The following is a 20,656-nucleotide window of genomic DNA, read 5'->3' on the forward strand; positions in this document are numbered from 1 at the left end:
ATAATAGAATCATCTACTGCCAAGTGTGGTTAATACCATGTTCCCTCCTTGAAGGTTATATTGGTGTATTCTCTACATAGGTCATGTCGGAGGTATTCCATTTGCCATAATTAATAAACAGCATACGAGAACGAAGCCCCTTGTCCTCCCGATTAATTACCTCAGTTTGTCCAGGCTGAAGGATAATCTGCTTGGTTTGCTCACCATAGGACCAGTTAACGATCATATCCACTCCGTTATCCGCAAGTTTCACTTCATAGATGGCATTCAAAAATAATCTCTGTTCATTCCTAATGGGATCAGGCATATCCGAGATCTCCAACTCAATAGGAGCAACCTTAAAGTCTCCCTTTTGATTCAAGTTATACACGTTGTCCTCAAGCAGGATGTCCATTGCATATGTTTTGCTGAGAACCAAGAACTGCGTATCCTCTGTGGGCAAATAAAGGTCTGAGTAGAAATAGAGGGCTTTCGTATCACTATTAAAAGATGTCTGCTCCGAAACTACCGAGCCCTGGTAATGAGAAGATAGTCCACCCAGATTCAATTCTTCCATATAGAAGATCGGAATTTCTGCGTCAAAAGGGAGCTTGGCTTCTACTACCTCATCTTGTGTGGCGAGCCATTCATCATAATCGAACGGATCAATCGTCTGTTCAATCGCGTTACTCTTGTTCTCAAACATCGGGTAAATGATCGACGCTGCTATAAACAAAGTAAATAATATCATTGATAGTCCTTTTCTCATCGTGCACTCTCTCCATCCTCTTCTTAATTCACAGCAAAAAAAATAACCCCAACCCGATCCATAAAAAATATGGCGGATTAAGGTTATTGCGATTATTCTGTCTTCGCTCCGCAAGAGGTACAGAATACGGAATCGCTCTCTAGCTGCAAACCGCAGCCGGTGCAAAAGGTATTCGTTTGCTGCTCTGCTTCAACCTGAGCTGGTTCAGATACAACGTATTCTGCTTTAAATTCACTGCCGCAAGTATTGCAAAACCTTGATTCTGCCGGGATTACAGCACCACAGTTGCACTGTTTCCCCCCTTTGACTCTAAGTAACTGCGCTTCCAACGATTCAATCTCTAACTCCACCTGTGTGATAGCAGTAGAATGCTGCTGAATTTGCTCTATTGATTCCTGCATCCTTCCTCTTTGATTTGCTTGATGAACAATCTCCCCAAGCTTCTCCAGCTGGGAAGCTCTCTCTTTGTGAATGCTTGAAATTTGTGAGCTTAAGCGGGTAATTTCTACCGTTTGTGCAGCTTTATCTTTTACCTGATTCATACCTGATTTCATTTTATTCAAAAAGCTCATCATCTAATCCTCCAACTCTATTCGTTATTTCAAGGCATAGGATGACGCAGAATACCTAAACAACGCATAACCCAAGTATACATATACAGCTGGCGTAATCATGCCCGACAAGGAAAGACCCGTAAAAGGGAATAGCATAATAAATGCATAGGCCCATAATGCATAAGGCATATATTTTGCATTATTCGACACAAGCGTCGTCCATACTGTAAGTAAAAACACAACATGTACCAGCGCCGCTACTGGGATAGTATAGAAAATCGTGTTCAATGTACTAAATGTGCTTACCGGTAGGAAAGCATACAACAACTCCCGTAACAGCTTAATTACCAATGCTCCAAATAATAGTTGCAGTTCGATTGCCCTTATGAACGGGTACCACTTCATTGTCTGGAACCAGTTGCCCAGTTCTGTTACTACTTTCGAAAACTGCTGCATTATTGTTCCTCCTTGAGATTAAAAGTTAGAAAAACTGTCATTAATGTACCACTTACTTCCTACATTTATTAAATCAAAAGAGTCCTCTGTCGTTTTCACTTCGTCCCCACGCTGAAACTTAATCATATAGTCAACCGTCGCTTCTTTTCCCTCGATTTCCACATCAAGGATTTTATAATCCTTGACCTGGTTGGATTGCTCCTTGATCATTTCTTTCAATTGATCTTTAAAAAAAGCCAGATCAGACTGGTTGATATCTTTATCCGGAACAAAGAACTTGTACATCTTGTCGACATCCTGTTTTTGGAAAGCTTTAATAAATCCTGCTACCGTTCCCTTAGGACTGGACATATCCCCTCCAATGCTGAACATTTTTGGAATAAAGATGAGGACCAAAATAGCAGCAACGACGATTATACCCCATTTTTTAAAATTAATTGTTGTTATCTTAACCTCAGCTGATTTCCTAACCGGTTTGCCGCAGTTGTCGCATTGCCTCGCATGTTCTTGAAGCTTGTTTCCACATTGTCCGCAGTACATTTTATGAGCCACCTTATTCAAAATTATATTTCTTTTGTTTCAATCAGCGTATGAACCTTCCAATTACCATTATGCGATACAAGTTTATATGTACTCACGTAGCTTTTTTCCTTCAGATTGCCGTCCTTATCTATAATGTTAAAGGTCTCATTGGTCCTGACCTCAACGCTTGTTTCATCTAATACACGGAAAGAAACGCCTTCTACATTCAGAATCTCTTCTGTAATGCCCTTCTTCTCCAAATAGGAGATATATTTCTCTGACTCCTTGTATGCAGGACCTGTTGTATCCAATAGTACCGATACTAGACTGAAATCTCTGCTGTTGATAGCATTTACGTATGATGTCAGATAGTCATGTATAAACGTTTCCAAAGACGGCAGGTCTGCCTGCTTCGACGTACTTTGTACCGCGGCTTCATGTGCAACCGCCTTTTGCTCGACGAACTCCTTGAGGTTGTCGCTGAACTCTCCACCATCGTAGAAGATATCTACAGCATCCATCAGCCAATGTTTCCGTTTCTCATCATAGATTAGCGTGAAATATCTGCCTTGCGAATTTTCAACACCAACTCCCCATTCTCCACCTTCTTTGTACTCATAGTTGTACTTGCCTGTCGTTAGTACTCTTACTTGCCATACTCCATCAATCTGATAGATAACAAAGGAATCCAGATCAAATGTCGAGCTTAAATAGGTCACTCGATGCGGTGTTGTGCTCTGCCTGTTTTGATCCACGATCGTCTGTTCATAGCTTAATATCCTATCCGTTACCGAGCCCAGCAAGGCCAAATTGCCTGTCGCCAGAGCTTCTACCTCATCACGATTAAACTGTACGATTTGCTCGATCATTTCATTCTCGAGAGCAGTATCTTGAACATCTCCTATGTTAATTAACACAACGCTACTCTCGACTGGTACTTCTTCCGTTCGCATTTTTCCCCATGGTAGCTCCGTATCAATTGATAGTTTCACAGTGCCGTCCGTAGGGACTGGTCCGAAAGTCTGTTTTTCATATGGATTTAAGCCCGTTGAAGTGCCGTTTACAAGAAGGTCTCCCTTAAGGGTCGATACATCGTAATAGCCGGTATTGATTGTAACCTCTGTGCCGTCCAGTTCCATGTTTGCGATATAATCCTGCCATCCACTCATAACTGTCGCCATTTCTTTTCGCTCTAGATCGATCCAATCTGTACGTAGCACCGTTTCAAGCTCGAATGTGCCAGGGAAATATGGGCCGAAGGTTTGATCAAAACTAGCTTTATCTGTAACAGCAACTTCTTCTCCATTGATTCTAATAATCGTGTCTTTATAATTAGTTGTAATATTGATATGTACTGGTATGATACGAAGCTTATATTCTTTGAAAATAAGTGCAGTCTTCCCCTCTTGCTGAAGCATTACTTCATGAATGATGTTGCTGTCCGTTTCGCCGCCGCTTTTAAGAGCGAAAGCTTGCTTCCTTAAATCTTTTATTACATCGCTTACTAGGTCCTTATTTCCCTTCAAGTAATCTACATAATCCTTAACAGTCTGCTCGTTAATAACCAGTTTCTCTTCATCAGAAGTAAACATAGAAGCTACTGCTTTATAATCTTGTGATTGGATCGATTTCTCGAATTGACTAATTAACCGCCCATCCGATGTCCAATAGCTTCCAATTTGGTAACCACCTATTAGCAATACTACAAATAGAAGCAGGGATAATGCCCAAATCATTCTTGTGCGTAGCTTTCCCTTACGGAATACGGGACTGGACTCTGATACAATTGACGGGATAAGATTATCCGTGGATTTGATTGACATATTCTCCACTTGTTTGGTTGCTGCCTGGTCAAGCTTCGGTTCCGACGAAGAAGTTATCACTTCTACCTCATGGTTTACTGCGTGATGAGGTGCTGATTTTACTTCTTCTACATCGATTAGGGTCCCGCAGCTTTTACAAAACCTATATCCAGTCATGACTGTTGACCCACATTTCTTACATTCTTGCAATTCTATCATTCCTCATTCCTATGATAATGATACTATTTTCGCTGCTAACTAGGACAAAAGATACATTTTCCATTATATAACTGGTATTTTTATACTGTAAAGTAGAAAATGTTGATTTTACATATAAAAATAGTGAAAATGCGAAAAGAGAGTAGCACAAGGTTACTTTTAAACGTTTTTTCACCGATTCTAGAGACAACAAAAATCACTCTATTTTAGTCTCAGTACACCATTCAACGAATCTGACTGATATTCCCCCATATCGATCCTTCTCGCAATAAGAGAGGCTTATTTTCATACATTAACAAATAAATGTGTTAGTCTACTAAAAGAAGAATTGCCGATCCATACTAAAGAACGCTACACAACTGGATGCAGGCAGTTATTACGATAAACGTAGTTAGAAAGGAAACCCCATGAATCGTTCCTTGAAGCAACGAATGAAATCATTAGTAGCACCAGCGTTTCCCGGTGGAATCATAACCATTCTGATATTTTATCTGGATTACTTTCAATTCGAACTTGTTGAAAAATTTCTGCTGTTTGCGGCTTTCGTTATTGTGCCTCTTGTAATTTTACTTTTGGACCATGACGCGAAGAATACATATCAACGAATGATGTATGCCGCTATGAAGTGGCTTCAATTTCCCGCTGCGCTTCTTACTCTAGCTTCGGTAATGAGTAGTAAGATGTGGGGGTTAGAAAGTACGGCAATCCCAGGAATTCTGTCCCTTGGGTGGCTACTGTTCACACTGCTGCTTGGCATCTATGGCTTGACCACTATAGTGATCGCTAAAGGAAAAGCAGCGGAAATAGCAATTGGTGCGGGGCTCGTTTATTTTTTCATCGGGGGTATTTGGTTTACCTTATATCAATATCAATTGAACCTCTTTCAAGCTAATCCTTCAACGCACGCGTTAAGCTCGCTCCACTTTCATTTCTCATCTGCGATCGTTCCCATTTTTATTGGTGAACTGGGACGCATCATGACGAAGAAAAGCTGGTATCCCTGGGTTGTTGCCGTCGATATCATCGGACCCATCTTGATTGCTATAGGTATGATTTTCTCCAAGCCGATTGAATACATTGGTGTCGCTTTGTTCGCCTGTAATATTGTGGTTTACACCGCTTATCTCCTTACTTACTTGAGGAAAAACGCTTTGGATATTAAGGCAACCATCTTTTTAGGCCTTTCTTGCCTAGCCTTTTACACGGTGGTTGTCATTTCCATCTTCTATCCGTTACTGAAAAATATGTACTCATTAACCATACGCGATTTCATTCCCATTTACGGAGCTCTGCATGCGTTTGGTTTTGTCTTATGTGGACTGATTGGTTGGGTGTTCATGGTAGACTTCGTTAAGGAAAAGGCTAACCAATCGGCTTCATAGGAGTAGTTTAGTCAGGTTCGTGCTATAATAGTGATCACATAAATAACATTCATCATTCTGCCGAGATGGCGATGATTAAGGAGATTGAATTTTGACGAACAACCATGAAGTTGGAGCAGTGAACGAACTACCGGAGAACTTTGAAGAGCTCAAACGAGCGGCTAACCGTACGTCAAGCTGGAGAGACAGACTGAATGCGGTGAACGAATTGGGAAACTGGGATACAGCCCCTACCATTAAGTTACTTCAGCATGTTTTGAAAAATGATCAAGTGTTCCAGGTGCGTGAAGCCGCATATCACAAGCTGAAACAGTTGGATGAAGATGTACAAATGCCTGCCAAAAACAAAGGCGAGCTGTTTAAAGGTACTAACAAAATTTTGCTGCGGATCAAAAAAAGCCTTCCTGAAGGTCACACATTTGAGGAATTTAAGGAAAAACTGCAAAAGACACGTCTGGATATTTATGATACTTACGAGGGCGACAAAGATGCTGAGTTCGACTCCTGGCTCCATGGAATTTGGGAGACACTAGGCAGAAGATAGTCGTTGTTCACCGTATATTAGCTGAACACGAAGCCACTCCATTTTTTTGGAGTGGCTTCTTTATTTCTTATTGTTTGGATTTCCACCAGAGCAAGGTATAGCCTGCATTCCATTTCACAGGTACATTCCCTGTAGATGCGAAGTGAAGTGATATAAAATTTATTCTGGTATATAAGGAAGATCCAGTGTCTTCGGAACGTTGATGACATGTTTTTCTGTATACGTGCGGATACCTTCGGCGCCGTATTCACGGCCAATACCAGATTGCTTGAAGCCACCGAAAGGGAACCGAACGTCGAGACCCTGCACAGCAGCTGTATTGATCATGGTCGTTCCAGCTTCGAGTTGACGTGCGACGGAGATGGCATCCTCTTCTTTGCCCCACACAGAACTCGTCAATCCATATATGCTTTCATTGTGTAGATGAATAACCTGCTCTTCATCGTCAAATGGCAGAATCGGAACCGTAGGGCCAAACTGTTCCTCTACTACAATCGGATCATGAACATCGCAACCCAGAACAAGCGTAGGTTGTAAGAAGTAACCTTGGTCAAACAGTTTCTGATCCAAAATTTGGCCGAGAGGGATGACCTTAGCCCCGCGCTTTTGCGCATCTTCAACCAAACCAAGCACGTAATTTTTCTGTTTCAAATTATTAACCGGACCTACTGTCGTATTTGAATCAAATGGATCACCAATTCGAATCCAGCGATTAGCCGCCTCTATATATTTTTCCACAAACTCATCATAAATAGAACGGTGTACATACACACGTTTGGCGATCATACAGATCTGGCCTGCTGTCAAGAAATTAGAAATGACAATCCGGCGCATTGCTCGCTCATCATGAACATCAAAGCTTTCCAAGAAGATAGCCGCATCATTACCACCAAGCTCAAGCGTCATATCTTTAATCGTTTCAGAAGCCGCTTTAATAATATGCTTAGCTGTTGCGGTTCCACCTGTAAAGGCGATTTTAGTAACCAAAGGATTACTAGTCAGTTCAACGCCCACATCCGCATCACCATGAACCACATTGATAACACCAGCCGGGAACTCACTCGCAATAATCTCTGCTACCTTCGCTGCCGCCAGTGGTGCAAACGGGCTTGGTTTAAGCACAATCGTGTTGCCTGCAAGTAAGGCAGGAGCAATCTTAATGGTAGATAAAGCAATGGGATAGTTCCATGGACTAATCGCTGCCACCACACCAATTGGATCATAAGTAAGAATTGTTTTACCATTCTCATGCTCTTTGATCTCTTCCTGTAGAGCCGATTTGGCTTCATTACAAGCAAATTCCATCCACATTAACGAAACATAAATTTCACCGTGTGCATCATACAGGGGCTTGCCATGCTCTCTGGACAGCAAATGAACAATTTCATTCTCAGCTGCTCTAATCTTCTCGATCGCCTTGCGCATCATAATAATGCGTTCATCAATGGAGGTCTGCTTCCATGTTTTAAAAGCCCCTGCCGCTGCTTCAATCGCTTCAACCGCTTGTTCTCTCGTAGTGACAGGGAAATAGCCTACGATCTCGGATGGGTTTGTCGGATTCTCTTTTGCTAACTGGGAAAGGGATTTTACATTTTGACCATTAATCAACGCTTCAACGATAATTGTCTCTTGGTCTGCTTGCGTCGTCATTTTACATCCCCTCCGTTATTTAGATGGATTCATTCCAAACTTCTTCTGCAATTTCCTTCACATAACGAAGTTTACACCATTGTTGTTCTTCCGTTAAAATGTTGCCTTCTTCTGTAGATGAAAAACCACATTGCGGGCTCAAACATAGTTGCTCAAGTGGTACATACGTTGCCGCCTCTGCAATCCGAGCTTTAATCCGTTCTTTATCCTCCAACTGCCCTGTTTTCGAAGTAAGTAAACCAAGCACGATTTTCAAATCTTTTCGATTCACATATTGTAAAGGCTCGAAGCCACCTGAGCGCTCATCATCAAATTCCAAGAATAATCCATCTACGTTTAAGCCACCAAAGATAACTTCAGAAGCGTACTCGTAACCACCCGTTGAGAAATAATTTGATTTATAGTTACCACGACAAATATGCATCGTCACAACTAAATCTGCCGGTTTATGAGCTAAAGTTTCGTTAATCATTCGCTGCATCGTTTTCAACTCTTCTGCCGGTTCCAGACCTTTGGCACGCAGCTTATCATGACCAGCTTCTGAGAATAGGTCTGCCCAAGCGGTATCATCTAATTGCAGGTATCGACATCCCGCATCATAAAAAGCTTGAATGGCTTTTTGATACGCCGCAATCGTATCCTGAAGGAATTGCTCCCGGTCCGTATAGATATTGGCGCCATTTTCCAACCGATATAGAAGCATGTTGGGACTTGGAATGGTCTGTTTCGCCACTGCATCACCTGCATGATTTTTCAAAAACTCAAAATCCTTAACAAAAGGATGACTCGAAAAATCAACTTTACCAATAACACGAATTCCACCCTTGCGCGTTTGCATATTATGGAATTTTGGTCCGTCTATTTGCTCATACAACTCTACGCCATCCAAGCCACCCAGAAAATCAAAATGCCACCAGCTTCTGCGGAATTCACCATCCGTAACTGCCAATACGCCATTTTCCTTTTGCTTTTCAATAATTCGAATAATCTCTTTATCTTCTACAGCTCTTAATTCCTCATATGTGATGTTGCCTGATTTATATTGTTCACGTGCCTGACTTAAATCTGCAGGACGTAGAAAGCTACCTACATGATCATTACGAAATGGTATCATAACTATTTCTCCTTCTAACTTTTTAGTCTAATGAGTATAGCATGATGAAAAGGAATGCTTGTTATATGAAAAAAGCATGGCTAGTCATAGCTTTTAACAATAGCTAAAAGACTCAAAAAGCAAAAAAAACAACCTCATAGGGTAATGAATGTGGTTTAGCTTTTATCAGTATCCATTTAGCCTAACATTCATCTCCCTATCTCTCCCATTATATTTATTTTCTAGTATAATAACGGGATACAACAAACATTTTAAAATAGAAGGAGAGTTGTTATGGAATATCATGTATCCAACCATGGGAATGATCAAGGAAGAGGAACAGCGGATCAACCCCTTCGTACCATATCACGCGCTGCGGCTCATGCCATGGCTGGTGATACCGTTATTGTTCATGCGGGAGTATACAGAGAGTGGGTTAACCCGGCTAATGGGGGAACAGCGGAGCATAGAATCGTATATCGATCCGCAGGAGACGGAGAAGTCGTGATTACAGGAGCTGAGCGGATTACCAACTGGAAGTCTGAAGGAGACCATGTCTGGAGCACAGAAGTGCTCAATTCCCTCTTTTCCGTTCGTAATCCCTATGAGGTGGAGCTCAGTGGAGACTGGTTGTTTGACGGGCCCTTCCCGATTCATCTCGGCGATGTCTATTTGGATGGCAAATCATTGTATGAATGCGATAGTATTGAAAGCGTTAACAATCCTGAAGTTTGGTCCGAAGCCAAGTATCCCAAGGATTCATTGTTAAAATGGTATGCCCAAGTTGGTTCTACAACAACAAAAATCTGGGCCAACTTTGGTGGAAAAGATCCTTGTAAGGAAAATGTAGAAATTAATGTACGTCCTTATTGCTTCTGGCCTGAGAAGCCGGGACTCAATTATATCACCGTAAGTGGCTTCACACTTCGTCAAGCCTCTCCTCAATGGGCACCGCCTACCGACTACCAGGAAGGTTTGATTGGACCCCACTGGAGCAAGGGCTGGATTATTGAAAACAATATAATTAGTGAATCCAAGTGCGTTGGTATTAGCCTGGGTACCGAAATCGGTACAGGTCACAGCAAGTCTTTGGAGAAGCATAGTAAAGGCGGTACTCAACGCGAGCAGGAGGTTATTTTACAAGCATTACGCTCCGGCTGGCATAAGGATAACATCGGCAGTCACATTGTTCGAGGTAATGTGATTCATGATTGCGAACAGGCAGGTATTGTGGGTCATATGGGAGCAGCCTTCAGCCACATTTATCAGAACCGTATATATAATATTCACCACAAACGACTCAGACACGGTGCCGAAGTTGCGGGAATTAAACTGCATGCTTCACTGGATACTCAAATTAGCGAAAATATAATGTATAGCTGTTACCGTGCGCTTTGGCTGGACTGGCAGGCACAGGGCACTCGCATCAGCCGTAATATATTTTTTGACAATCTTTCGGAGGACCTCTTCGTTGAGGTTTGCCATGGTCCGTATATGGTCGATCACAACCTATTTCTCTCTCCGATGAATTTCAGAAATATGGCTCAGGGCGGGGCATTTGCTCATAATTTGTTTGCAGGGAGATTTGTAGTTCGTTCTGAAATTACTCGTATTACGCCATATCACTTCCCTCACGAGACTGCCATGGCCGGATACTCCAATATCACTGGAGGCGATGACAGGTACTACAATAATATCTTTATAGGAGACAATGATCCTAATAAGGAACCTACGCCCATCACCTTTTTTGAGCATCTTCCCCTTAAACCAAGGGATGAAGTTGGAGAGGACGGGAAGACGGTCATGGATGGTGTCCCGGACAATTCCATATGTTATCTGCATGCTGTGGGACTTGGAGGCTACGATCAACATCCTGATGTGAAAGATAAGAAATGGTGGGAATACACCAAAGAGGAGCTTCTTGAGCTTGGCGATGCGGCGAAGGATTTCTTTATAGGCAATGCCGTTCTTCCGGTGGCTATGGGTGGCAATGCATTTCTTAACGATGCGGTTCCAAGTCGTCACGAATCGGATGCGAAGATTGTTGCACAGAAGGGAATCAATGTTGAGATTGATCCTGCGCAAGGTAAGGTGCACATTCAGATCAATGAGCCCGAATTGCTTCGGGGAGCCTCTGAAATGTTAGTTACCACGGATCTGCTTGGAAAGACTTATCACGCCAATATGAAGTATGAAGAGCCGGACAGCAGTCCATATCATTTTGACTCCGACTTTTTCGGAACAAAGAGACCCGATGCAGATGTCACACCAGGTCCCTTTGAATTAACCGACGAGAGTACGATTGATTTTGAAATTTAGTGTATGATTGAGGATCCAGTCATGATTTTAGGTGATTGGTCTTTATCATCTGTAAAGCCTCTATTCCGCTAATCGGGATAGAGGCTTTTAATTGGTGAACGATACTCTGTTTTCTTTCGGGTAATCTCTATTTTTATCAAGAGTATTCCGCTGTTACTTGTGGTACGGTTTACCGTATCACTTTAAAAGCGAATCATAATTATTTCAAATTTGTTCTTGGAGCACATTAAGAAAAGTTGGTAACAACTCATCTATAATCGTAAAAGGAGCATTTGCAATAAAACGTTAGCTGCGCATCTTATCGCAACAGGCATTCGATATAGGAAAGTAAAAGGTTGTCGGCTTTGTTCTCGACCGATAGCATGGCATGAACAGCCTCATCGATACAATGCTTCTAGTTGTCCTTATTCAATTAATGCTAAGATGGGGAGGATGTAGCTCATGTGTGGTGACTCCCATTTTAAACGAAGTCGGCATGGGTCTTTTTATTCTGTTGTTATGCTTCATCATTACAATCCGTAATTGTAAAATAAAACCACTTCCAATATAATACGAAGTGGCTAAGTTAATTTATAATTTTTTATTTAATCCCAATCTAAGTCCTTAATCATCTTTATAAACTTTGCACCCTTTACTGGATCAACCATATAAATAAATCGCGCTAATCCAATTAAATACCCCTTATAATTAGCAATAGTGATGAGCCCTTGATATTTTAGATGTCCATTTACTCCGAATTTACGACAATAATAAATTTCTTTATTGAGTCTACGAATATATTTTTGTGGAATCCTTACACCTTGTGAAGTAACAACTAAACCCGTTATAATTTTGGGATGTTTACCCTTCATTAATCGGGTTTTCGCTTCGTTGACTATAAAATTATGTTTGCTTAGAACAGATGTCACAATTTGTTTTAACTTTTCAGAAAGTACAAGGTAACCCTTTTTTTGAACACCTGAAAAAGTAATGTCATCTGCATATCTAGAATATCGAATATGGTACCGACTAGCTATTTGTTGAAATTCTTCATCTATATCTCGAAAAAAAAGGTTGGACAGCATCGGACTGGTAGGAAAACCCTGCGCTAACTTCCCATGAACAGTCGTTAACAAGCTAAGTGCCTCACTAACCTCGTTTGAATAGCCAATCCCCATAAAAATTCTCTTAACTTCGTGATACTTAATAGACGGAAAGAAATCTTTAATATCCATTGAAAACACCCAAAACTGTTCTTTATGTTGATGGGTTTCGGCGTTCGTTAGAATGGACTTAGATTTCACAAATCCGTGGGCACATTCTGACACTTTTATCTCATTTAAAATATTTTTCAGAATCCATTTTTGAATCGTCTTTAGTTTATAGTTTGGCTTCCAAACTTCTCTTAAATCACCATTTCGTTTTTTGATAGAATAATGATTCATGTTTTCAGTCATGAATCTTTTTAGATCATGATCCTGTAACTCAAATAACTTCATTAAATGTTGATTGTCGAAAATAACTGGACATTGCTTAAAATATAAATTTTCAGCATAGTAAATGAGATCCTTCTTCTCTTGTTCAGGTAAATCGCTTAACTGAATATTAAATATAACTTGCTTTATCATATTCTATATGTTTAGTGACTACCTCACCTTTAAATTAAGGAGACTGCTAGATTTTAGTTCTTAATTTAAAGGTGATGATGATTCTGCGGTTTTTGCAGAATTATCATTATGGTTTGAAGTAAGAAATAAAATAGATACTTACTTCGATTAGCACTTGCTAAAAGTCTAGTCACCGCTAAACATTATACCTCCTTTAAAGCTTTTTTGGAACATAATTTCCCAATACACTTTCATCGACTACATACTTTAATTCATTCATCCCCTCAAACGAAATTGAATCAAGATTTGAATGTTCTAATTTGCTGGTACCCTCCAACGTTATTATTAGTCTACCTTCTTTAAAATCAACCCATTTCGAAGAAATAAGATAATCAATACTATGAAACGCTTGCTCTGTTGTAATATTTAAATACTCCTTTATCGTATCTATAATCAGAGCCATATCATAGTCTCTTATAATTATTAACAAAATGTCCCTTTTTAAAGAAGAAAACTTCATATGGTACCTCCCCCCTTACTCCCGTAAATACTGATAAGTATCTCTCATATCTTTGATACTCACTTCTCTTTCGACCTTATTCCTTTTGGTTCTAAGAAACAGAGCTTTCCAAGTTGGACTTTCCTCTGAAAGTAAGGTTAAGTTGTTATTTGGTGCATTTACAAACGAAGCAATGGCATGATTCTTACAATACGGACTTGGTTTCAGTCGATTTTGTTTATTTACTTTTTCTATGAGTGCTTTTACTTCCTCTATATTGTCTCTGGAAAATATTATATCTCCCGCTAATACATCTATTGTTTTCTTGTAGAAACTAATATGAATCTCAATTTCTAATTCTTTTACTGTATCTTCGATTGCTTCCATTCCTGACTCACTTGCTTCGATCACCCACAAAAATAAGTTAATAGTAATTTTACTTCCTCTTATAGTTTTATCTAATTTTTTTAAAAATTGGACTACAGAGTCACCTGTCCCAATAAAGTCGTCAATGATAATCAGATTTTTAATTGAATAATAGTTTTGATGAAACTCTTTAATTGATTTATCTATACGTTCTTTTTTTCTAGCTTTAATTGCTTGTAACTTGCTAATCTGCTTTTCTATTGAAGAACGTATCTTTCGGTTTGCTCTATAGGCTTCTAACTTAGTTTGTAAACCGTGAATTGAAACTTCCCCTTTAACCACTTCTTGATCAAATTCTTTAATAGCTTTGCTGTTAAATTCTTTACTTGCTTTATACTTTTCTAGATAGTCTACTGCACCATTTACATGAGTCTTATTAGCATCTATTCGGTTAGCTAATCTAAAGATTGAAAACATATCTACAGATGATTCAATTCTTTCTTTCCTTCTTAAGGGTAGAAACAAAGATTGTTCAAAAAATGGTGTTACACTGTAGTTTTTATTAAAAATATCTTTATACGCCAAAGATGTTACACCCTCGGAATAATAAATAAAATTACTACATATCTCTAGTATTGTTTTAAAGTCATCCTTCCCAAGCTTAGTCTCCCACATATTTAAAATTTCTAGTTTTTCATCTCTTTGTACTTGGTTTAAATCCCAATTGTTTACAATTCTGATGCTATCTTTAGTTTGATTTACCATATTGTTATTCCTCGGAACACGCTATCACTACCTCCTTATTATTTTAAAGCATCACTAAACAAAAGTGAAAGAATGCCCTGTTAGCAAATCCATAGTTAACATATTCTGCTGAGAGAGGTATTAAAGAGATTAAGCTAATCTTATCTTTAATACCTCTCTCAATAATGATAACTTTAATGTTTGCTTGTGGTACCGTTTACCGCACTCTCTGTAACGGCAAGTTTAGTGAATTCTACTTATAATACCTGCAAAACACAAACTAGACCACATATGAGTGATCTAATTTTGTTATTTATTTTCTTTAATATTTAGCAGTGAATAGGTGACTTTTTCTTCACTTGTTGTTGGATTTATCTCCAGAGTCTCCTCAATTTCTGCAATAACATTATATGTAGGGACTTTAAAGAAAACACCGCTGTCCACTTGGCCTAACAAATCATCAGATAAAGTACCTTTGTAAGTCTCTCCTTCAATTGATACGAATTCAAAACTGGAACGCTTCTTATTTTTATTTGTCTGAACACCTATTAAGCGTAGATCGCCCATCAATTCTAACTTTTGAACAGTGTCCTCTCCCTCTAAGTCCATAATGCCTATAGCTGAACGAATATCCTGTATTGACAAGCTCGCTACTCTTTTCTCCCTAAATGGCGAACCCCACTCTGCTTTGAAAGAGATGTTTGCTTGTTCAAGCGCTTGTAGGAAAAAACGATATCGTGCGATGGATCTACTTTGCAATTTCTTTAATATTGCTAATAGATCTTCCTTACTAGCACCAGCTTCTATTAGGTCCATTAATGTACTCAATGCATCGTGTACAGAAGTAGGAATCAATCCATTGTGTTTTGCCTCTAGCCTTATGCCAACAGATGCTGCAAAATTACCAGCATAGTACATGGTAACTTCTTCCTTTGTAGATGCTGGAATTCTTCCTCTTGTTGCAGCATCCTTATGGGCTAATGTCTCTAGCATACCTTGAGAACGAAGTAGTATAAGACCTAAATCATTTGCCGGAATTGTTTGAGAGTGATGACCATCATTTAGGTAGAGCAAGAAAACATCTCTAAAGGTTTGTTCTGCATCTCTAGCTGCATCCAAATCTAAGACAGGAAGGCGTCTTTCAGGAAGATTTAAAAATACATCCTTTGCTGGTAAATCATGATCAGCCAATTCATTACAATAACGTATTTCTGCTGTACCTTTTGACTCATCAAATGGAGTAGTTATCTCCCAAATCCATCCTTGTTCGGCTAATAATAAAGAATCCCTCAATGAAATTTTACCGGTTCGAACAAACTCAACTCTTAATTCAGTTGAGGGTATAAGAAACCATTTCTCACAGAATTCATCATCATCAACAAGGTGAACAATGTATTTTGAATTAGTCTTATCGACACACAAAAAAATATATGGTCTATCATAAAACAGAAAATGTTCAATAACACTCATGATTCCTAAAGGTGTAACGAAGGGTTCCATAAGATATCTCCCCTGTTAGATTACGCTAAAATGATCTGTTACGACTTTTTCCTTAAAAATCCAATATGTTAAATGTGATGTTCTTTCTTGTACAGGTGTATTTCTCACCATTCCATATTCTGGATTAGTCCTTCCAACAGCGATTCTTTTCTTCGGCAAGTTATTACGCTGAAAATAAATAGAACCTGCCAGCACCTCATTCTGTTGAACTGCATCGTCATACAACTCAAAGACAGATAATCCACACGCTTGACATGCATCCCCTCTTACTTTACGCCCTTGCTGGGATAAGGCAATAAAGTCACTTTCCAGAGGGGGATTATTGTCAACTAAACGAAAAACTTCTACAAACTTCCCTTCAGCATTGATTGGACATCCTTCTGGGAAATGCTCCGGCCACATTATGATAGTATCCTCCAGATTGGTGAAATATTAAACATAGATATTTCAATATTTTACCACAGACAATACCATAAGAATAGTATATTTGGCCTACACTAAAAAGATGAAATAAATTAATCGACATAAGAAAACAGGCTGCTTAATAAACAAAGTGGAATGTTTCAAAGGACATTCCACTTACACTAGCTATAAAGCATGCTGATAACATAATCTACAAGATCATCGTAAGTCCTAAAGGCCTTTTCACCCTTCTTGTCAGCAAATTTTTAGCCTTACTTATGGTACGGCTCCCCCCGATTTATCTTCACTGCACGATAAATCTGCTCCACCAATACCAGCCGCATAAGCTGATGCGGCAGGGTCATGCGCCCGAAGCTCAAGCGCTGCTTCGCGCGGCGCAACACCTCATCGGAGAGCCCGTGGCTTCCTCCGATGACAAACACGACATGGCTCGTCCCATACGTGCCGAGCTTGTCGATCTCTAATGCCAGCTCCTCGGAACTCCAGAGCTGGCCATCCAATGCGAGCGCGACAACATGCGCCTCGCTCTTCACATGCGCGAGGATGCGTTCGCCCTCGCGTTCTTTTACCCCCCGAACCTCAGCTTCGCTCAGGGTATCGGGCGCCTTTTCGTCTGCGACCTCGATCATCTGAAACTTGATGTACGGGGCGAGACGCTTGGCATATTCCTGAATGCCCAGCGTCAGATATTTTTCCTTCAATTTACCTACGCCAATAATCTGAATAAACATAACAATCCATTCCTCCTAAATTGTCTTGCGAGATATTCTATAAGTAAGATGCTTCATCGCATCGTTCGTTCCAACTGTATTAAACCCATACTACACATTTCTCCAAATGCTAACGAACCGCACACACCTTATTCAGCCCCATTTCGGCTACTTTAAAATCTAACGAATCTGAAACACGCTATCCCAGTTAAAACAAGCGTTCCCCACCTCTTTCGAGGACATTTCAGTAATATAGGGTGTCTACGATTCGTTAGATTTCAACCAGACGGTATTTGCCCCTAATAAGGTTCCTTAGGTTCGTTAGAGCTACTCAACCCAGCCACGCCACCGTCCCTACCCACATCGCTGTTACACAACTTCAATTTCCCCATGCCGGGTGCCATCTACTTCTATTACCTACACCTTCCACCTTTGCTACAACCTAGCTCACTCCTAACTCGGAACTCGGCACCTTACTAACTTTACCTATTACTCTCCCCTACTCCACCGTCATCCCCCACAACCATCGCCTAACTCTACGCTGCCTAACAACCACCACCAATTCCCCATACAAAGACAAAAAGAGCGCTCATCACGCTCTCCTTGGCTTCTTGCTGCGATGTTCATACCGGATGCAAAGTCAGCCCGAAGCGCCACCTTAAGTCACGCCTCCAGCCGTCTAAGTCCTACAGTACGCTAAACGACGAGGAATTCCGCGTGCTGCTCGCACTCGGCGCACTTCGCAGGCGGGTCCCAATCGGCAAATTCCGTCTCCTTCAGATCAACGATATCTGGAGCGTCCTCATACTCATCGACAAACATGTCGATGGCAATGTCCACGTGTTCTTTGCATACAACGTACATCCGTTAAGCATCCTTTCTGTAACCAGCTATGTTCCCGATTCACAACCGCTTATCCCATTACAGGATAGCCACTTCTCAGTTCTATCACACCTGCCGCCGAAAAGAAACCCCCAGCCCTAATTTATCGTGCCCGACCTCCACCAAACCTCTTCATTCGCCGTAAAAGAACACAAAAAGCATCCTTTCAGATACCTCCACGGTACCACAAAAAGAATGCTCCTGTAACATTAACAATCACTTCACATAGCGAATGAATCTTGCTCCTGCGCCTAAATTACGAATACAGAGTTACTTATTGCCCTGTTCCATTCCATGAATTGTCTCTAATCCACACTCGTTTTAATTCAATCCCGACTGCGCCTTCGTCAACAGCTTCCCGCCTTGAAAAGCAATAACCGCATTGGCACCATTGCCGGCTGTGCCTTTATAGTTGTAAACCACCATATTCTCCGCTTCACTCAGCGCTTCACCTTCGCCGCCGAGGATCTCGATGACATCTTCCACCGACATGCCAACCTCAAGCTTCTCATACTGGGCAAACGTAATCAGGACCCCATCGCCTTTCCCGGCCGATCCGTTATTTCCCGATGTTACAGGCGTTTGACCACCAGCTCCACCTGCAGCAATCACATTTGTACTCAGCTCATTCAACTTGGTCTCAAGTGCTGCGATTTTTTGCTCCTGCTCAACGCTCTTGGCTCCCTGCTCCACCAGTTTCTTCTCAAGCCCTGCAATCTTCTCTTGCAGAGCACTCGTATCCACGGATGCTCCTGTCGTAGCTACCTCAGATCCACAGGCCGACAGCATAAACAGTGACAGCGCCAAGCTCGTTCCCCCAAGCATCTTTTTCTTCAAATGTTTCATCAAAAATACCCCTTCCATTCTGAAATAAAAATATGATCGACAAACAGATGTTATTGCATCAGCGACCGTCTCCAACATATTGACAACAGTTTACCACAGCCCTAGTCTTATGTATCTGCTCCTTTGGCTCCGGGTCTAACTGATCATGGGAAGATATAAATGCTTAATCTACTCATTTACTGTCGAATGAACAAGTCCACTCATAGTCGGCCAGTGGTAAGTACCAGTTAAGTACTCCTTTTCTTCTTTAATTACAACCTAACCCATCCCTTACAATCAAGCATTGCGTAATGCTCATCATCCAACAACTAAAAAAGAGTGGTCAGTTGATCTGATCACTCTTCTAGCATTGCCCTATTACAATCCAAACAACAGCATAAGCTCCGTTCGAAACTTCCCTTACTCCGGTTTATCCGTCAGCTTCACCGATACTTTCTCCACTTTGCCATCCCGGTAGAAGGTCACTTCAATCGTATCCCCAATCTTCTTCTCATCGTACAGATATTTCCGTAGATCCAGCGTAGAGGTAATTTTTTGCCCGTCAAATTCCGTAATGACATCATTCAGCTTCATGCCGGCTTCGGATGCTGGACCAGATGCTTCCAGCACAACCACACCGCTGTCCACATGAGATGGCAGCTTCAGATCCTTACGCTGCTCGTCATCCAGTGGTGCATATGGGTTGCTCAGATCGACCGTGTACACGCCCAGGTATGGACGAGATACTTTGCCGTTCAGTAGCAGGGAATCTACTGTTTTCATCACTTCGTTCATCGGAATCGCGAAGCCGAGACCTTCAACACCCGTATCCGAGATCTTCATCGTGTTGATGCCGACCACTTTGCCGTTCAGATCGACCAATGCACCACCGCTATTGCCTTCATTAATCGCCGCATCCGTCTGAATTACGTTTTGCTCCCAGTCGTATACTCCATCCTGATTAATCGATACCGGTAGAATACGATCCGTGTAACTGACAATACCGGATGTCAGCGTACCGCCCAGACCGAGTGGGTTTCCGATTGCCAACACCGTTTGACCGCGCTGAAGTTTGCTGGAATCGCCAATTTCCGCGACTGCACCCAGCCCTTTATCTTCTGCGGATAATACAGCAATGTCACTTACACGGTCTTTACCGACCAGCTTCGCTTTGTGTGTCTCCCCATCTACGGTCACAATCTCCAGATCACTCGCACCCTCCACGACGTGGTGGTTGGTCATGATGTAGGCCTTGCCATCTTCCTTTTTGAAAATGACCCCTGAGCCCAGCGCCGAATCTTCCATCGACAGACTGCTACCCGTTTTATGGTTCACAATGCTCACCACGGAAGGACGAACATGGGCTGCCGCCTGGATAATCCGGTCGTATGGATCAGCTGCCTGCGCTGTCTGTGCACCGCCTCCACCACCATTCCCCGTAGCATTAGCCAGCGGTAACGAAGCGGGCTGTGTGATGAAGCTAAACAGCAGGACGGTCACGATGGAGCTGATCACCGAGCTAATCACAGCTACCTTCACTGTGGAACTGATTCCCGTACGCGATCTGCGCGGATTGCTCCAGCGGTCACGTCCACGTGCTCTGCCTCCAGGGCGGATGATCTGAAGTTTGCCTTTCTGTTCAGGTTCGGCGCGTCTTGATACTTTGGTTGAATAAAAATCGTCTCCAAACAATCCCATCGTGATCCTCTCCCCTTCGTTGTCACGCATCAAGACCCTGACTGCCGCCTAAGTTGTCGCATGGTTCAACGATGGAGTTCTCACTTACACCACTCCGCCAACAGACGAACCTTCCGATCGCTGTTACTCACAAA

Annotated in this window: 19 protein-coding genes; 3 read left to right on the plus strand and 16 right to left on the minus strand. The window is 41.5% G+C overall.

The window, feature by feature from the left end:
* Positions 1-55: 55 nt before the first annotated feature.
* The 5 genes from QNO02_RS29915 to QNO02_RS29935 all read right to left on the minus strand — a co-directional run bounded on the left by QNO02_RS29915 (position 56) and on the right by QNO02_RS29935 (position 4,301).
* The gene (locus tag QNO02_RS29915) at positions 56-748 is read right to left on the minus strand and encodes a hypothetical protein (protein WP_289390767.1); all 693 of its coding nucleotides are present in this window, start codon (positions 746-748) and stop codon (positions 56-58) included.
* Between the two features lie 92 nt (positions 749-840).
* Positions 841-1,323 (minus strand): zinc ribbon domain-containing protein, encoded by a 483-nt coding sequence (locus tag QNO02_RS29920; protein WP_289390768.1) that lies wholly within the window; start codon positions 1,321-1,323, stop codon positions 841-843.
* A gap of 21 nt (positions 1,324-1,344) precedes the next feature.
* Positions 1,345-1,758, minus strand: coding sequence for a hypothetical protein (locus QNO02_RS29925; protein WP_289390769.1), 414 nt, complete (start codon positions 1,756-1,758; stop codon positions 1,345-1,347).
* 18 nt (positions 1,759-1,776) lie between these two features.
* Positions 1,777-2,298 carry a zinc-ribbon domain-containing protein gene (locus tag QNO02_RS29930; protein WP_289390770.1) on the minus strand — a complete coding sequence of 174 codons (522 nt, stop codon included), beginning with the start codon at positions 2,296-2,298 and terminating at the stop codon, positions 1,777-1,779.
* A 23-nt stretch (positions 2,299-2,321) separates the two neighbouring features.
* A complete protein-coding gene (locus tag QNO02_RS29935) occupies positions 2,322-4,301 on the minus strand; it encodes a zinc ribbon domain-containing protein YvbJ (RefSeq protein ID WP_289390771.1) in 1,980 nt (659 codons plus the stop codon).
* A gap of 407 nt (positions 4,302-4,708) precedes the next feature.
* Here QNO02_RS29935 and QNO02_RS29940 point away from each other — a divergent pair, with 407 nt between their 5' ends.
* Entirely contained in the window at positions 4,709-5,683 is a 975-nt protein-coding gene (locus QNO02_RS29940) for a YndJ family transporter (protein ID WP_289390772.1), read from the plus strand.
* Positions 5,684-5,774: 91 nt separating this feature from the next.
* Positions 5,775-6,227, plus strand: coding sequence for a HEAT repeat domain-containing protein (locus QNO02_RS29945; RefSeq protein WP_289390773.1), 453 nt, complete (start codon positions 5,775-5,777; stop codon positions 6,225-6,227).
* 159 nt (positions 6,228-6,386) lie between these two features.
* Here the strand turns inward: QNO02_RS29945 and QNO02_RS29950 are convergent, their stop codons facing one another.
* Both QNO02_RS29950 and QNO02_RS29955 read right to left on the minus strand, forming a co-directional pair.
* A complete protein-coding gene (locus QNO02_RS29950) occupies positions 6,387-7,877 on the minus strand; it encodes an aldehyde dehydrogenase family protein (protein WP_289390774.1) in 1,491 nt (496 codons plus the stop codon).
* Positions 7,878-7,896: 19 nt separating this feature from the next.
* Complete coding sequence (locus QNO02_RS29955) at positions 7,897-8,991, minus strand: 5-methyltetrahydropteroyltriglutamate--homocysteine S-methyltransferase (RefSeq protein ID WP_289390775.1); 1,095 nt, start codon at positions 8,989-8,991, stop codon at positions 7,897-7,899.
* 273 nt (positions 8,992-9,264) lie between these two features.
* Between QNO02_RS29955 and QNO02_RS29960 the strand changes: the two genes are divergently transcribed.
* Positions 9,265-11,289 (plus strand): right-handed parallel beta-helix repeat-containing protein, encoded by a 2,025-nt coding sequence (locus QNO02_RS29960; RefSeq protein WP_289390776.1) that lies wholly within the window; start codon positions 9,265-9,267, stop codon positions 11,287-11,289.
* Between the two features lie 584 nt (positions 11,290-11,873).
* On the opposite strand, the gene QNO02_RS29965 is transcribed toward QNO02_RS29960, so the two are convergent.
* From QNO02_RS29965 to QNO02_RS30005, 9 genes are all read right to left on the minus strand, one after another.
* A complete protein-coding gene (locus tag QNO02_RS29965) occupies positions 11,874-12,896 on the minus strand; it encodes a reverse transcriptase family protein (RefSeq protein ID WP_289390777.1) in 1,023 nt (340 codons plus the stop codon).
* A 193-nt stretch (positions 12,897-13,089) separates the two neighbouring features.
* On the minus strand, positions 13,090-13,395 hold the full coding sequence (locus QNO02_RS29970) for a hypothetical protein (RefSeq protein WP_289390778.1): 306 nt from the start codon (positions 13,393-13,395) through the stop codon (positions 13,090-13,092).
* Positions 13,396-13,410: 15 nt separating this feature from the next.
* A complete protein-coding gene (locus QNO02_RS29975) occupies positions 13,411-14,505 on the minus strand; it encodes a phosphoribosyltransferase-like protein (RefSeq protein WP_289390779.1) in 1,095 nt (364 codons plus the stop codon).
* Between the two features lie 288 nt (positions 14,506-14,793).
* Positions 14,794-15,984 carry a DUF6575 domain-containing protein gene (locus tag QNO02_RS29980; protein ID WP_289390780.1) on the minus strand — a complete coding sequence of 397 codons (1,191 nt, stop codon included), beginning with the start codon at positions 15,982-15,984 and terminating at the stop codon, positions 14,794-14,796.
* 15 nt (positions 15,985-15,999) lie between these two features.
* A complete protein-coding gene (locus QNO02_RS29985) occupies positions 16,000-16,386 on the minus strand; it encodes a hypothetical protein (protein WP_169482644.1) in 387 nt (128 codons plus the stop codon).
* 272 nt (positions 16,387-16,658) lie between these two features.
* A complete protein-coding gene (rlmH, locus tag QNO02_RS29990) occupies positions 16,659-17,138 on the minus strand; it encodes a 23S rRNA (pseudouridine(1915)-N(3))-methyltransferase RlmH (protein ID WP_289390781.1) in 480 nt (159 codons plus the stop codon).
* Positions 17,139-17,813: 675 nt separating this feature from the next.
* The gene (locus tag QNO02_RS29995; protein ID WP_017691462.1) at positions 17,814-17,981 is read right to left on the minus strand and encodes a CxxH/CxxC protein; all 168 of its coding nucleotides are present in this window, start codon (positions 17,979-17,981) and stop codon (positions 17,814-17,816) included.
* Between the two features lie 339 nt (positions 17,982-18,320).
* Entirely contained in the window at positions 18,321-18,845 is a 525-nt protein-coding gene (locus QNO02_RS30000) for a hypothetical protein (RefSeq protein ID WP_240768221.1), read from the minus strand.
* A 399-nt stretch (positions 18,846-19,244) separates the two neighbouring features.
* Positions 19,245-20,522 carry a S1C family serine protease gene (locus QNO02_RS30005; protein WP_133386399.1) on the minus strand — a complete coding sequence of 426 codons (1,278 nt, stop codon included), beginning with the start codon at positions 20,520-20,522 and terminating at the stop codon, positions 19,245-19,247.
* Positions 20,523-20,656 lie beyond the last annotated feature (134 nt).

It is taken from the genome of Paenibacillus sp. PK1-4R (assembly GCF_030369595.1).
Taxonomy (GTDB): Bacteria; Bacillota; Bacilli; order Paenibacillales; family Paenibacillaceae; genus Paenibacillus.

Excerpts from the sequence above, each read along its gene's own strand:
- QNO02_RS29975 (WP_289390779.1), bottom strand. The coding sequence starts at position 14,505 with ATGGTAAATCAAACTAAAGATAGCATCAGAATTGTAAACAATTGGGAT.
- QNO02_RS29980 (WP_289390780.1), bottom strand. The coding sequence starts at position 15,984 with ATGGAACCCTTCGTTACACCTTTAGGAATCATGAGTGTTATTGAACAT.
- QNO02_RS29950 (WP_289390774.1), bottom strand. The coding sequence starts at position 7,877 with ATGACGACGCAAGCAGACCAAGAGACAATTATCGTTGAAGCGTTGATT.
- QNO02_RS29960 (WP_289390776.1), top strand. The coding sequence starts at position 9,265 with ATGGAATATCATGTATCCAACCATGGGAATGATCAAGGAAGAGGAACA.
- QNO02_RS29940 (WP_289390772.1), top strand. The coding sequence starts at position 4,709 with ATGAATCGTTCCTTGAAGCAACGAATGAAATCATTAGTAGCACCAGCG.
- QNO02_RS29985 (WP_169482644.1), bottom strand. The coding sequence starts at position 16,386 with ATGTGGCCGGAGCATTTCCCAGAAGGATGTCCAATCAATGCTGAAGGG.
- QNO02_RS29995 (WP_017691462.1), bottom strand. The coding sequence starts at position 17,981 with ATGTACGTTGTATGCAAAGAACACGTGGACATTGCCATCGACATGTTT.
- QNO02_RS30005 (WP_133386399.1), bottom strand. The coding sequence starts at position 20,522 with ATGGGATTGTTTGGAGACGATTTTTATTCAACCAAAGTATCAAGACGC.
- QNO02_RS29935 (WP_289390771.1), bottom strand. The coding sequence starts at position 4,301 with ATGATAGAATTGCAAGAATGTAAGAAATGTGGGTCAACAGTCATGACT.
- QNO02_RS29955 (WP_289390775.1), bottom strand. The coding sequence starts at position 8,991 with ATGATACCATTTCGTAATGATCATGTAGGTAGCTTTCTACGTCCTGCA.
- QNO02_RS29965 (WP_289390777.1), bottom strand. The coding sequence starts at position 12,896 with ATGATAAAGCAAGTTATATTTAATATTCAGTTAAGCGATTTACCTGAA.
- QNO02_RS29915 (WP_289390767.1), bottom strand. The coding sequence starts at position 748 with ATGAGAAAAGGACTATCAATGATATTATTTACTTTGTTTATAGCAGCG.
- QNO02_RS29930 (WP_289390770.1), bottom strand. The coding sequence starts at position 2,298 with ATGTACTGCGGACAATGTGGAAACAAGCTTCAAGAACATGCGAGGCAA.
- QNO02_RS29920 (WP_289390768.1), bottom strand. The coding sequence starts at position 1,323 with ATGATGAGCTTTTTGAATAAAATGAAATCAGGTATGAATCAGGTAAAA.
- QNO02_RS29925 (WP_289390769.1), bottom strand. The coding sequence starts at position 1,758 with ATGCAGCAGTTTTCGAAAGTAGTAACAGAACTGGGCAACTGGTTCCAG.
- QNO02_RS30000 (WP_240768221.1), bottom strand. The coding sequence starts at position 18,845 with ATGAAACATTTGAAGAAAAAGATGCTTGGGGGAACGAGCTTGGCGCTG.
- QNO02_RS29970 (WP_289390778.1), bottom strand. The coding sequence starts at position 13,395 with ATGAAGTTTTCTTCTTTAAAAAGGGACATTTTGTTAATAATTATAAGA.
- rlmH (WP_289390781.1), bottom strand. The coding sequence starts at position 17,138 with ATGTTTATTCAGATTATTGGCGTAGGTAAATTGAAGGAAAAATATCTG.